The sequence below is a fragment of the Pseudenterobacter timonensis genome (assembly GCF_900021175.1).
Lineage (GTDB): Bacteria > Pseudomonadota > Gammaproteobacteria > Enterobacterales > Enterobacteriaceae > Enterobacter > Enterobacter timonensis.
The window spans coordinates 1,131,024-1,144,099 of sequence record NZ_FCOP01000011.1; the positions used below are offsets into that span (position 1 = coordinate 1,131,024).

General features: G+C 63.1%; 10 protein-coding genes and 2 pseudogenes. 5 read left to right on the forward strand and 7 right to left on the reverse strand.

The genetic code is table 11. From position 1 onward, the window contains the following. Window positions 1–57: 57 nt before the first annotated feature. Complete coding sequence (locus BN3796_RS11665) at window positions 58–1,290, forward strand: MFS transporter (protein ID WP_061708493.1); 1,233 nt, start codon at window positions 58–60, stop codon at window positions 1,288–1,290. A gap of 32 nt (window positions 1,291–1,322) precedes the next feature. Here the strand turns inward: BN3796_RS11665 and BN3796_RS11670 are convergent, their stop codons facing one another. Continuing rightward, the gene (locus BN3796_RS11670; protein WP_061708494.1) at window positions 1,323–2,135 is read right to left on the reverse strand and encodes a Cof-type HAD-IIB family hydrolase; all 813 of its coding nucleotides are present in this window, start codon (window positions 2,133–2,135) and stop codon (window positions 1,323–1,325) included. Next, window positions 2,125–3,342 (reverse strand): MFS transporter, encoded by a 1,218-nt coding sequence (locus tag BN3796_RS11675; protein WP_061708495.1) that lies wholly within the window; start codon window positions 3,340–3,342, stop codon window positions 2,125–2,127. Before BN3796_RS11675 ends, BN3796_RS11670 begins: the two co-directional genes overlap by 11 nt. A gap of 81 nt (window positions 3,343–3,423) precedes the next feature. Between BN3796_RS11675 and BN3796_RS20980 the strand changes: the two genes are divergently transcribed. Then, window positions 3,424–3,975, forward strand: a complete 552-nt coding sequence (locus BN3796_RS20980; RefSeq protein WP_061708496.1) for a TetR/AcrR family transcriptional regulator — start codon at window positions 3,424–3,426, stop codon at window positions 3,973–3,975. Window positions 3,976–3,981: 6 nt separating this feature from the next. Here BN3796_RS20980 and BN3796_RS11685 read toward each other — a convergent pair. Further along, window positions 3,982–5,364: pseudogene (locus BN3796_RS11685) on the reverse strand (MFS transporter); the annotation flags it as partial. 124 nt (window positions 5,365–5,488) lie between these two features. Between BN3796_RS11685 and BN3796_RS11690 the strand changes: the two are divergent. Continuing rightward, the gene (locus BN3796_RS11690; protein ID WP_061708497.1) at window positions 5,489–6,400 is read left to right on the forward strand and encodes a LysR family transcriptional regulator; all 912 of its coding nucleotides are present in this window, start codon (window positions 5,489–5,491) and stop codon (window positions 6,398–6,400) included. On the opposite strand, the gene BN3796_RS11695 is transcribed toward BN3796_RS11690, so the two are convergent. Further along, the gene (locus tag BN3796_RS11695; RefSeq protein WP_061708498.1) at window positions 6,390–7,904 is read right to left on the reverse strand and encodes a UbiD family decarboxylase; all 1,515 of its coding nucleotides are present in this window, start codon (window positions 7,902–7,904) and stop codon (window positions 6,390–6,392) included. The genes BN3796_RS11690 and BN3796_RS11695 overlap by 11 nt on opposite strands. Window positions 7,905–8,019: 115 nt before the next feature. On the opposite strand from BN3796_RS11695, the gene BN3796_RS11700 reads away from it, so the two are divergent. Together BN3796_RS11700 and BN3796_RS20165 are read left to right on the forward strand one after the other, a co-directional pair. After that, on the forward strand, window positions 8,020–8,904 hold the full coding sequence (locus tag BN3796_RS11700) for a LysR substrate-binding domain-containing protein (RefSeq protein WP_061708499.1): 885 nt from the start codon (window positions 8,020–8,022) through the stop codon (window positions 8,902–8,904). A gap of 90 nt (window positions 8,905–8,994) precedes the next feature. Continuing rightward, window positions 8,995–9,597 carry a sterol desaturase family protein gene (locus BN3796_RS20165; RefSeq protein ID WP_148381786.1) on the forward strand — a complete coding sequence of 201 codons (603 nt, stop codon included), beginning with the start codon at window positions 8,995–8,997 and terminating at the stop codon, window positions 9,595–9,597. Here BN3796_RS20165 and crtB read toward each other — a convergent pair. The 3 genes and pseudogenes from crtB to crtY all read right to left on the reverse strand — a co-directional run. Beyond that, window positions 9,561–10,409: pseudogene (crtB, locus tag BN3796_RS11705) on the reverse strand (15-cis-phytoene synthase CrtB); the annotation flags it as partial. The gene BN3796_RS20165 and the pseudogene crtB overlap by 37 nt on opposite strands. Then, on the reverse strand, window positions 10,403–11,881 hold the full coding sequence (locus BN3796_RS11710; protein ID WP_061708500.1) for a phytoene desaturase: 1,479 nt from the start codon (window positions 11,879–11,881) through the stop codon (window positions 10,403–10,405). The gene BN3796_RS11710 and the pseudogene crtB, both read right to left, overlap by 7 nt. Then, window positions 11,874–13,052: a lycopene beta-cyclase CrtY gene (gene crtY, locus BN3796_RS11715; RefSeq protein WP_061708852.1), complete on the reverse strand. Its 1,179-nt coding sequence runs from the start codon at window positions 13,050–13,052 to the stop codon at window positions 11,874–11,876. The genes BN3796_RS11710 and crtY overlap by 8 nt, the downstream gene beginning before the upstream one ends. Window positions 13,053–13,076: the final 24 nt, after the last annotated feature.

A 13,076-nucleotide genomic window follows, 5' to 3' on the forward strand; every position in this document is an offset into this window, starting at 1 on the left:
CTCAGGTCGCGTCATTTCATTACACTCATCGCGATTTTTTTACCATTAAGAGACCCCATGCTAAACCCTCCTTCTTCCGGCCGTCGGCTGGGCCGCCAGGCGCTGCTGTTTCCGCTCTGCCTGGTGCTGTACGAATTTTCCACCTATATCGGCAACGACATGATCCAGCCTGGGATGCTGGCGGTGGTCGCGCAGTACAACGCCGGGATCGAGTGGGTACCCACCTCCATGACCGCCTATCTGGCGGGCGGGATGTTTTTGCAGTGGCTGCTGGGGCCGCTCTCCGATCGCATTGGTCGCCGTCCGGTGATGCTCACCGGCGTGGCGTGGTTTATCGTCACCTGCCTGGCGACGCTGCTGGCGCAAAACATCGAGCAGTTCACCTTCCTGCGCTTCCTGCAGGGGGTGAGCCTCTGCTTTATCGGCGCGGTAGGGTATGCCGCCATTCAGGAGTCGTTTGAAGAGGCGGTGTGCATCAAAATTACCGCCCTGATGGCGAACGTGGCGCTGATTGCGCCGCTGCTCGGGCCGCTGGTGGGGGCGGCGTGGGTGCACGTGGCGCCGTGGGAGGGGATGTTTGTGCTGTTTGCGCTGCTGGCGGCCATCTCCTTTTTTGGCCTGCACCGGGCGATGCCGGAGACCGCCACCCGGCTTGGCGAAACGCTGTCGCTCAAGGCGCTGGGACGCGACTATAAGGCGGTGATGAAGAACGGGCGCTTCGTGGCGGGGGCGCTGGCGACGGGTTTTGTCAGCCTGCCGCTGCTGGCGTGGATTGCCCAGTCGCCGATTATCATCATCAGCGGCGAGAAGCTGAGCAGCTACGAATATGGTCTGCTGCAGGTGCCGATTTTCGGCGCGCTGATCGCGGGTAACCTGGTGCTGGCGCGCCTCACCTCCCGGCGTACCGTGCGGTCGCTGATTATTCTGGGCGGCTGGCCGATTGCGGCGGGGCTGATCGTCGCCGCCCTCGCGACGGTGCTCTCCTCCCACGCTTACCTGTGGATGACGGCGGGGCTGAGCCTCTACGCCTTTGGCATTGGTCTTGCCAACGCGGGGCTGGTGCGCCTGACCCTTTTTGCCTCTGATATGAGCAAGGGGACCGTCTCGGCGGCGATGGGGATGTTACAGATGCTGATCTTTACCGTCGGTATCGAGCTGAGCAAACATGCTTATCTGCTGGGCGGCAACGGCCTGTTCAGCCTCTTTAACCTGGTGAACGGCCTGCTGTGGGTCGGGCTGATGGTAATCTTTCTGAAGGATAAGCGCGTCGGCAGCGCGCTGCAGCCGTAGGGAAAAGCCCGGCTCGCGCCGGGCTCAGGCGGTCAGTTAAAAGGCGCTTCGCCGTTTAATACCCGATCGATGACCGTCAGTACCCCTTCCTGATTGTTGTCCGGCGCCTCAAAGCGGGCCACCGCCTTGATATGCGGTCTGGCGTTTGCCATGGCAAAGCCAAAGCCCGCCTGGCGCAGCATCTCCACGTCGTTGCCGCTGTCGCCAAACGCCACCACTTCGCTGTCGTCAATGCCCCAGCGCTGTTGCAGAATGCGCAGGCCGTTCGCCTTGTGCACGCCGGGAATAATCAGATCGATGCTGCCGTGACCGGTGGTGACCGGCACCATGATGTCGTTCAGCCGCTCGTGCAGGTAAGCCTGCATGCGCGGGATCTCGCTGTCGCAGACGTTCAGCCCAAACTTAAAGAAGATATCGTTGAGATGGTCGAAATTATCCACCATCTCCAGACGGTGATAGTACTTCGCCGCCATCGCTTTAAAGGCGTCGTCATAGGTTTTGAGCGTGTAGGCGCTGGATTTACCGCAGGCGATAATCTCGATGCCCGGTACGTCGTGAAGCAGCTTGCAGACGGCGGCGAAATGGGCCTGAGTAAGCTCGCCGTTAAAGACATCTTCGCCCGCATCCACCACCCAGCCGCCGTTTTCGGCCACAAAGGCGATTTCATCTTTGATTTCCGGAAAGAAGGAGATCAGCTGGTAATACTGGTTTCCGCTGGCGACCACAAAGCGGATCCCGCGCTGCTTCATCTGCGCGTACTGGGCGAGAAAGCGCGCGCGGTTATAGGTTTTTGCATCGCTCAGGAAACTGCCATCCATGTCCACTGCAATCAGTTTAACGCTCATATCCCTTCTCCATAACAGACTCATCCTGGGCCACCGGTTTGGCCACCGCGCGGGCGACCAGGGCGGCAATAATCACTAATCCTAACACCACCAGCATGGCGCTGCGCAAGCCGTAGTGCTCGCCGAGGAAGCCGAGCAGCGGCGGGCCGACCAGAAACGCCAGATAGCCGGTAGTGGCGACCACGCTAACGCGGGTGGGGGCGTCCGGGCCGGTATCGCTGGCCGCGGAGATGGTCAGGGGGAAGCCGAGAGAGGCGCCAAGCCCCCAGAGGATCACCGAAACGCCGGCGATCCAGTCCACGTCCACGAAGATAATCATCGCCATGCCCAGCCCGCCCAGCAGGGCGCTGGCGCGCACCACCGCCACGCGGCTGTAGCGGTCGATAAACCAGCCGCCGGTAAAGCGCCCGACCGTCATCCCGAGGGTAAAGCCCGCATAGATCAGGGAGCCGGAGGTGGGGCTAAAGCCGTGACCGTCCACCATCAGCAGCGGCAGCCAGTCATTGGCGGAGCCTTCGGCGAAGGCCATTGCCAGCACAATCACGCCGATGAGCATCAGCTGTAGATCGCGGTAAAACGGCACCCCTTTCGGCGTAGTGTGCGCCTCTTCGCGATCGTTTTTACCGTTGCCGTCGGGAATGGCGGCGATGCCGGTTAAAATCGGAATGATGCAGACCAGCGCCGCCAGCAGAATATGCAGATTCGCCGCCACGCCCAGCGCGGTCAGCACCATTCCCACCCCGGCGCCCGTCAGCGTGCCAAGGCTGTAGAAGCCGTGCATCATCGGCAGTACGGTTTTATTCATCTCCCGCTCAACTGAGGCTCCCTCCACGTTAATGGCGACCTCCGCTGAGCCAAAGCTGGCGCCAAAGACCATCAGCCCCAGCGCGAAGAGAAGCGCGGAGGCCATCCACAGCGCCACGCTCAGGACAATCATCCCCAGCACCGCGCAGCACATGGTGGTGCGGATCACCTGACGGGTTCCAAAACGTTTTACCAGCCAGGCGGAGCAAAGAATGCCGCTCATGGAGCCAATCGACAGCCCAAAGAGTACGATGCCCATCTCCGCCGTCGAAACCGACAGCACATCGCGAATGGCGGGGGTACGGGTTGCCCAGGAGGCCATCAGCAGGCCGGGAATAAAGAAGAACATAAACAGCGCGAACAGGCGAAGACGCAGCGCTTTACGGGGAGAGGCTTGTGTCATGGGTATCACACCAGCAGTATGAGAATAGCGACAACACTAGCAAGTTTGTGTACATTTGTACACAAATGAGCGGGGGAATTAATGAGCAGACGACCTAACGACCCGGACCGTCGGGAGAAGATACTTCAGGCCACGCTGGAGACCATCGCCACGCACGGCGTCCATGCCGTCACGCACCGTAAAATCGCCAGTTGCGCGGGGGTGCCGCTGGGCTCCATGACCTACTATTTTACCGGTATGGAGCCGCTGCTGGAGGAGGCCTTTACCCGCTTCACCCACGAGATGTCCCGCCAGTACCGCGACTTTTTCTCCGGCGTGACCAGCCAGGAGGCCGCCTGCGACGCCATCGTCACGCTGATCCTCAGCTCTGAGGTAACCACGCCGCGCAGCATGGCGCTGATGTACCAGCTCTACGCCTTTATGCACCGCAGCGAAGCGCTCAAAACGGTGATGCAGGACTGGATGCAGACCAGCCAGTCAACGCTTAATCAATGGTTTGACCCGGCTACCGCCCGCGCGCTGGACGCCTTCATCGAGGGGATGACGCTCCATTTCGTCACCGACCGCCAGCCGCTCTCCCGTGACGATCTGCGGGCCATGGTAAGGCGTATGGCTGGGCTCGCGGCGGACTGAGAAACGCAGGCGGCTGATGCTGAAGGCAACGGAGAGCAGGGTGGCTCCTGCCGCCAGCCACAGTCCAAGGTGCATCGCGAACGTCTCCGCGCGCAGCGCGCCGTGCGGTGCCCAAAGCGAGAGGAGAATCCCCACCAGCGCCGCCCCTACGCACTGCCCGAAGGTGCGAACAATCGCCAGGACGCCGCCCGCGTAGCTGCTGAACTCCCGCGCGGCCCCCGCCAGCATCTCTTTATTATTCGGACTCTGAAAGCAGCCAAAACCCATCCCGCAAATAAGGCTGCGCAGGGCGATATCCCACATCGCCGCTTTTTCGGGCAGTAGCGCCAGCAGCGCCAGACCGAGAGCGAAGAGCATTAATCCGACGGTAGCGATCCTGGCGGGCGCGTAGCGATCGGCAAGCCTGCCGGCATGCGGCGCCACCAGCACTATCCCCACCGGCCAGGCGGTAAAGAGCAGCGCCGCGGTGAGGGTAGAGTAGCCGTAGATCTGCTGGAAAAGGAAAGGCAACGCCACGAAGCTTATCCCCTGGGCCACGAACGAAGAGAGCGAGGTCAGCGCCGCCAGCGAAAAGCGCGGCGCGGCAAAAAGCTGAAGCGGCAACAGCGGATGCGGCGCCCGCCGCTGACGGCGAATAAAAGCCAGCGCGGAAACGATCGCCACCACCCCAAACGCCAGCGCCGTGGGCCATCCGCCTGGCCGGGAGAAGGCGGTGGAGGCGAGCACCGCGCAGCCCAGCATCAGCGCCGAGAAGAACCCGCCCTGCACATCAAACGCGCCGCCGCGTGGACCGCTTCGGCCCGGCAGAACCCGCAGGGAGAAGGCAAGCGCGATCGTCCCCAGCGGCAGGTTCACCGCAAAAAGCCATTCCCAGCCTGCGTGAGTGAGCAGAATGCCACTGACGGTCGGCGCGATAGCGGTACAACCCGCAATCAGCAGCGCATTAAGGCCGAGAACCCTTCCGAGCAGCCGGTTGGGGAAGATAGTGCGCAAGATCGCCGGGGCGATACTCAGCGTTGCCGCTCCTCCGATGCCCTGGAGTACGCGCATGGCGATCAGCATCTCCAGCGACGGGGAGCACGCGCAGCCCAGCGAGGCGAGGGTAAACACACTCAGCCCGATACAAAACAGTAGCCGATAGCCGAGCCGGGTCGCCAGCGCAGCGAAGATCGCCAGCGTCATGGCGGTAGAAAGCAGATAGGCGTTGGCGATCCAGACGGCGTCGGCAGGAGCGACATTCAGCCTCTGCGCCATCTGCGGCAGGGCAATATTGACCATCGAGCCGTCAAAAACGGCCATTGTGGTGCTGGTCATCAGCGCCGCCAGCGCCATACGACGCTCGCGTCCAGGCAGCCCCTCATCGCCGGGTTTATCAGTGAACAGTTCCATACTTCTCTCCGAATGGGTGTACTGGCGTAAAGCATAAGAGAGGGTGGTATAGTGCGGAAGACGCAGCACCTGCACTGATAAGTTGCAGCAAACGCCTTCTCTCACTTTACGAGGACGCAAAAGCATGAATGAGCCCGATCTCAATCTTCTGATTGCCCTGGATGCCCTGATCACTGAACGCAGCGTGGCGGGGGCCGCCCGACGGCTCGGCCTGAGTACCTCCGCCATGAGCCGCACGCTGGGCCGCCTGCGTGAGGCCACCGGCGACCCCCTGCTGGTAAGGGCCGGACGGCTGATGGTGCTGACGCCCCGCGCCGGGGCGATCCGCGAGCGCGCCCGCTATGCGGCGAATGAGGCACGAACGTTGCTGCGTCCGGCACAGACGGAACTGAATATTGCGTCGCTGACGGAGACCTTTACGCTGCGCGTCAGCGACGGCTTCATCGAAGCCTTTGGCCCGGCGCTGATTGCCGAGGTGGCAACCCAGGCGCCCGGCGTACTGCTGCGCTTTACCCCCAAACCGGAGAAAAGCGACCTGCCGTTGCGTGAAGGACGGGTGGATCTGGAGATTGGCGTAGCCGGGAAGAGTATGGGGCCGGAAATTCGTCTGCAGGGGCTGTTTCGCGATCGCTTCGTCGGCGTGGTGAGAGAAGGGCATCCTCTGGCTGGCGCGAAGAGAGTGACGCTTGAGGAGTATATCGCATGGGGGCACGTGGTGGCGTCGCGGCGCGGCCTGATGCATGGTCCGGTGGACGAGGGGCTGGCACAGGCGGGCGTCAGCCGAAAGATTGCCACGGTGGTGCCGGGGTTTCCTGTCGCCCTGGCGGTGGCTCGCGCCACCGATCTGGTGGCGCTGGTCCCGGCGTCGATCCTGTTAAGCCCCTCCGCCCGCGAAGGGATGGTGCACTTTGAGCTACCGGTCAAAACGCGGACCATCACTATCTCGCAGCTCTGGCATCCCCGACTGGAGGTGGACCCCGCACACCGCTGGCTGCGGGGTGTCGTGCTTCAGGTCTGCCGTCGGCTTATGCCTTAATCTCAGGATCGGTTTTTCCCTCAAGCTGAGTGAAATAGTCCGGCGCCCACGGGCGGGGATCGACCTCCATAAACGGCGCGCGCTCAAAGCGTGACTTCAGCGCCCACGGTACCGTACAGTCGAAGATGGTCTTGCAGGTGATCCCCTGCCCGCGAATCGACGGGCTGTAGTCGGGCATCTGGGAGGGATCGAGCTGGTGGCCGCGCACGCCGGGCAGGTTGGTGATACTCACATCTCCCTGCATACGGGTGGTCATCGCCCAGAGGATGTCGTCGCTGTCGAAAATATCGACATCCTCATCCACCAGAATAATATTTTTCAGCTCGGAGTAGGTGGCCAGCGCAATCAGCGCCGCCTGCCCCTGACGGCCTTCATCCGACGGCTGACGTTTTTTCACCTGCAAAATGCCAAGAAACTTGCCGCCGCCCGCCGTGTGGGCATAGACATTCTGCAAAAAGCCCGGGATTGCCGCGTCGATGGCGTTCCAGAGGCTCGCTTCGGTGGGCAGGCCGGCAAGGGTGGTGTGCTCTTCCCCCGGGCCGACCAGCGTCTGAAGGATCGCCTGATGACGCATGGTGACCGCTTTCACCTTGATCACCGGCAGCGACGGGTTGGCTTCTCCGCAATAGCCCGGAAACTCCGGCATCGCGTGGCCGCTGTTGGTATGCTGATCCTCCCGGACGCGCACCCCCGGCAGCAGCTCCCCTTCGATGATGATCTCCGCGCGGGCAATCGCTTTTTCCGCGACCGCCACCCCCTGCACCAGTTCAACCGGCGTCTGGCGCAACGCGCCCGCGACGCCCAGCTCGTTATAGCCAAACGGCGTGGTGGGGGCTTCAAAGCAGGCGCCGATATAGATAGCGGGATCCAGCCCCATGTTAATGGTCACCGGCAGCGGTTTTCCCGCCGCCTCCGCCTTCTGGCGAAAGACCTCGATATGACGGCCGGCGGCCAGGAACATGGAGAGTTCATCGCGCTCCTGCACGCAGAGGCGGTGAATGGTAACGTCAGTGAGGGAGGCATCCTCCGGGTCGCTCGCCAGCACCAGACCGAGGCAGAAAAAAGGACCGGCATCAATGGGGGTATTGGTCGGCGCAGGCAGGAGCTTGCGCAGGTCGAAGTCGGGATCGTCGGCATAAAAGACCTGCTCCTGGCACGGCGCTTCTGATGCGGGCACCACCACCGGGGCCACCGGGCGTTTCACCGCTTCGCCCACGTGCAGCGCCAGCCGGGAGGGTTCGCAGCCCAGCAGCAGCGCCGCGCGCTCGCGGCTGGCGTGCATCCCCACCAGGATACGGGAACCGGGGTAGCCCTTCACGTTATTAAACATCATCGCCGGGCCGGTGCGGGTAGGGCGTTTTACCGTGCCGCCCGCGCCGATGTGGCGATAAACTCCCGCCAGCTCGGCGTTGGGGTCCACCGGGTGGTTTGTCTCAATAAACTGCCCGTCATGCTGCTGCAGCAGCGCAATGGCGCTGCGTAGATCCAGAACCTGATTCGTCATATGCCCTCCTTTAATTCTGTTCCTCCAGTCTGTTGCCAAACAGTCAGGGGATCAATTGCATCATTTATGCGATATTGATAACGTTTTTCTTATCAATGCGTGAAAGGAGCGGGGCATGCAGTTTCGGCTGATGCGCAATTTTATCGTGGTGGCGCAGGAGCTTCATATGCACCGGGCGGCGGAGCGGCTCGGCATGGCACAACCTGCACTTAGCCAGCAGATTAAAAATCTGGAGGCGCAGCTGGGCGTAGCACTCTTCTCCCGGGCGCACCGCCGTCTGACGCTGACGCCCGCCGGGGAAGCTTTTCTGCAAAAGGCGCAGATGGCGCTGGAGATGGCGGATCGGGCGGTGCTGGAGGCCCGGCGCACCGCCCGGGGAGAGCAGGGAATGCTCAATCTCGGCTATGTCTCCAGCGCCATGTTTAACGAGACGCTGCCCGCCATGCTGCGCCAGCTTCACACCCGCTGGCCGGCGATCAACGTGTCGCTGGTGACGGGCGACGTGCAGACGCTCTGTGAGGCAGTCCGCCACTATCATCTGGATATCGCGGCGATCCGCGCCCCGCTCGCGACCCTGCCGGAGGAGCTGCGGATGCAGACCCTCGTGCAGGAAAAAACAATCCTCGCGCTTTACGCGCAACATCCGCTGGCCGGTTCGGCGGCGCTGACGCTGGCGTCGTTGAAAAACGAATCCTGGATCTCATTAACCGATCCGGACGGCGTGGGGCTGGAGCAATATTTTATCGACGCCTGTCGCACTGCCGGGTTTAAGCCGCAGGTGGTGCAGAAGGTGAGCGATGTGCCGACGCTTATCAGCCTGGTGTCGGCAGGCTTTGGCGTGGCGCTGCTTCCCGCCTCCGCGCGGGCGATACGCCCTGGTAACGTGGTCTACGTTGATATCCTTGACCGGCTGGCCGAGAGCGAACTGGCGCTGGTTTATCACCGGGCGATCCGCTCGGAGGTGCTGAAAAAGTTTCTGGCGATGCTCCATCCGGCTTAACCCTGCGCCGGTTAGCTTCTATGCTTAGACGGATGTGAGTAACGCCAGCCCGGCGGAAAGCATAACGATGACCGACCGTAAGGAGTCCCGATGCTGGCGCTGTACAATACGCTGATTGTTCTGTTTACCGTGGTCATGATGGAAATCGTCGCGACGCTCGCCCACAAGTACATCATGCACGGCTGGGGGTGGGGATGGCACCATTCGCACCACACGCCGCGCACCGGCTGGTTTGAGCTTAACGATCTCTATGCAGTGGTCTTTGCGGCGCTGGCGATCGCCCTGATAGCGTTCGGTACCGCGGGCTACTGGCCACTGCAGTGGATCGGCGCGGGGATGACCCTTTACGGGGCGCTCTACTTTATGGTGCATGATGGGCTGGTGCACCAGCGCTGGCCGTTTCGCTACGTGCCGCGCCGGGGCTATTTTAAGCGCCTCTATCTTGCTCACCGTCTGCATCACGCAGTGCGCGGCAAGGAGGGATGCGTCTCCTTCGGTTTTCTCTATACGCCGCCGGTGGCGGCGCTCCAGGCGACGCTGCGGGCGCGTAAGGCGCTTAACGCGCGCGGGAAGGGCGCTGCCAGAGATGCGGCGGGCGGCGGACGCGGCGCAGGCGTCCCGACGCGAGAGCTGACCGCCACGCCCGCGCCTTTGACCAGCAGCCCCAGCTTTTCCAGACGGCGAGTGCCCTGACGCCTCTCCCAGGCGGCGGCCCCTGCGGCGCTCACCTTGATGCCGATTTCGCGATAGACGCCATGGGCGGAGGCGATTGCCCAGGCGGAACGCAGCGGCAGGCCGTTCAGCCCGGCGCGGGCGGAGGCGTAATAGGGCTCCGCCTCGGCCACCAGTCGTTGCGCCAGCCGGGCGAGGTTTTCCCGCTTCGCGGGATCGGCAATCTCAGCGGCGCTCATCTGCTCTTCCGCCAGCCAGCTGGCGGGCAGATAGCAGCGTCCGGCGCGGGCGTCGTCCACCAGATCCCGGGCGATATTGGTCAGCTGAAACGCCAGCCCTAAGTCGCAGGCGCGATCCAGCACCGCCTCATCGCGTACTCCCATCACCCGCGCCATCATCAGCCCCACCACGCCCGCCACGTGATAGCAGTAGCGCAGCGTGTCGGCGAAGGTCTCGTAGCGGGTGTCGCGCACGTCCATGGCGAACCCTTCCAGATGGTCGAAAGCCAGCCGGGGAGAGATGGCGTGGCGGGTGGCGACCTCCTGAAAGGCGGCAAAGGCGGGTTCGTGCATCGGCGCGCCCGAACAGGCGAGCCGCGTCTTCTCTTCCAGCTGCGCTAGGCGCTGCTGCGGGCTGCCGCGCGGGGTGTCCCGGGAGGTAAACCCCATCTCCTGCCCGTCGATCACGTCGTCGCAGTGCCGGCACCAGGCGTAAAGCATCAGCACGCTGCGCCGGGTGGCGGGATCGAAGAGAGAGGCGGCGGCGGCAAAGCTTTTTGAGCCGACGGTGATGCTCTCCCGCGCGTGGTTCATCAGCGCCTCTTTTTTCAGCATAGCGCCTCCAGCATCAGTCCGGCGGTGGCTCTGGCGGAGCCAATGACGCCGGGAATACCCGCCCCCGGATGGGTTCCCGCCCCCACGAGGTAGAGATTACTGATTTGGCTGTCGCGGTTATGCGGCCGGAACCAGGCGCTCTGGCGCAGGATGGGCTCGATGGAAAAGGCCGATCCCAGGTGCGCGCCGAGCTGGTCGCGAAAATCGAACGGGGTAAAGAGACGGTGCGTCACCAGCTGGCTGCGCAGGCCCGGCATATAGCGCGCCTCCAGGTAGTCGAAAATGCGATCCCGCAGACGCGGCCCTTCGACCGTCCAGTCGAGATCGGCGGTCCCCAGATGAGGGACCGGGGCCAGCACGTAAAAGCTGCCGCACCCCGGCGGGGCGAGGGAGGGATCGGTAACGCAGGGGGCGTGCAGATAGAGCGAAAAGTCATCTGCCAGCCGGTTGCCGTGAAAAATCTCCTCGATCAGTTCCTGATAGCGCGGTCCGAAGCAGACGGTATGGTGTGCCAGCTGCGGGTGGGGGTGGTTCAGGCCGAAGTAGAGCACAAACAGGGAGTTACTCATCCGCTTGCGCTTAAGCGAGGCGGCGCGGGCAACGCCCGTCGGGTGATGGCCCAGCAGCCGCTCGTAGGTGTGAACCACGTCGGCATTAGAGGCAACCGCCCGACAGGGAATGCGTCGTCCATCCTTAAGCTGTACGGCGTCAATCTGTGAGCCGGTGGTCTCCAGCCGGGTGACCTCCGCGTTCAGCGCCAGCTCGCCGCCGAGATCCTCAAAGAGCTTAACCATCCCCGCTACCAGCGCTCCGGTGCCGCCGCGGGCAAACCAGACCCCCCATTCGCGCTCCAGGGCGTGGATCAGCGTATAGATGGAGGAGGTGGCGAACGGGTTGCCACCCACCAGCAGCGAATGGAAAGAGAACGCCTGGCGCAGCTGTTCGTTCTCAATAAATTGCGACACCATGCTGTAGACGCTGCGCCACGCCTGTAGTCGCGCCAGCTGCGGCCCGGCGCGAACCATATCGCGAAACGATAAAAAAGGCACCGTACCGAGCTTCAGGTAGCCCTCTTTAAATACCGCCCGGGAATAGGCGTAAAAGCGGCGGTAGCCCTCCACGTCGCGCGGGTTAAAGCGCGCGATCTGCGCCTCCAGCCGCGCCTGAACATTGTCGTAGTCAAAGACCTGGCCATCTTCCCAGCAGAGGCGATAGAAGGGGGTGACCGGCAGCAGATCCACGTAATCCGCCATCCTTTTGCCCGCCAGGGTAAACAGCTCCTCGATGGCGGTGGGATCGGTGATCACCGTGGGACCCGCGTCAAAGGTAAAGCCCTGGTCCTGATAGACGTAGGCGCGTCCGCCCGGCTTGTCGCGCTGCTCCAGCAGCAGGGTGGGAATACCGTTGGCCTGTAGCCGGATGGCTAAGGCCAGGCCGCCGAAACCGGCGCCAATTACAACCGTTTTATCCATGTTTAAATGCTCGCAACCGGGAAGTCTGTTTCAGTGCGGCGAGGATCGCTTCGCCGGGCGGCACCGGTGGCTTGCCCGCGAGGATCCTCACCCTGTCGGCAAGCGTAGGCTGACCGGCGTAAAAGCGGGCTATCAGCCCGTCGTTGAGGGCGTAAAAGCGTTGCATTACCCGCCAGCGGTTTTCCGGCTGCCCGGCGAGAAAGAGCATGCGGTTGAGCAGCCGGAAAAAGCGCTGCTCCCGCCACTGCTGCCGGGCGAAGCCGTGAATCAGCGGAAAGAGGGCGGCGGCGCGCAGATCGGGCTGCCCGGCGATGGCCTCCGCCAGCCTGACGGCCAGCGGCAGGGAGTAACCGGTGGTGGCGTGAAAAAGCCCGGCGCGCAGGCCGCTGCACGGCTGGCGGCGCTGTGCCGCCCAGAAGGCGCGATGCTCGCCCGCCAGCATAATCGGCAGGATCCCCTCCTCCTCCCGCAGTAAAGTCTCCAGCTGCCACCCCTGCTCACCGGCATACGCCTGGATCTGCCGTCGCGCCCGATCGTTGTCAAAGGTGGCGCGGTCCACATAGCTGGTATCTTCTATCAGCAGCTCGGTGGGGGAGAAGGGGAGGGTATAGACGAAGCGATAGCCCTGCTGCTGGTCAACCGTCGCATCCATCAGGATCGGCTGTGCCAGGCCGTGCGGCTGCCGCAGCCGCCAGAGCTGGCCCAGAAACGCCTGCGCCCCGGTGGTGAGGCGGACATCGGGACGGTAGCCCCGCCCGTCAATCACCGCGCCTGCGGTCAGGATCTGGCCATTGACGAGCGTCACAGTTTGCGGAGAAAGCGTTGCCACCTCAGCAGAAGTCAGTAGACTCCCTCCCAGCATGTTCGCAAGCGCGTCGGCAAAATGTTCTGAAATTATACTGAGATAGCCGCCGCTGAGCGTGCGGGTAAAGGCGGGGAAACGCACCTCGTAGCCGGGCCAGCGGTAAGAGACCAGCGGCGCAATCCAGGCGTGTTGTTCGGGTGTCAGATCGGCCTGGTGGAAGGACCAGGTATGGTTTCCCCCCGCTTTTTCTCCCGCCTCCAGCAGCAGCACCCGCAGGTCGGGGCGACGCTGGCGGAGATGCCAGGCGATCAGGCCGTTCGCCAGCCCGCCGCCCACCAGAATCAGATCCCACTCTCTGTTTACCATCGTAAACTCCCCGCTGGCCGGGCT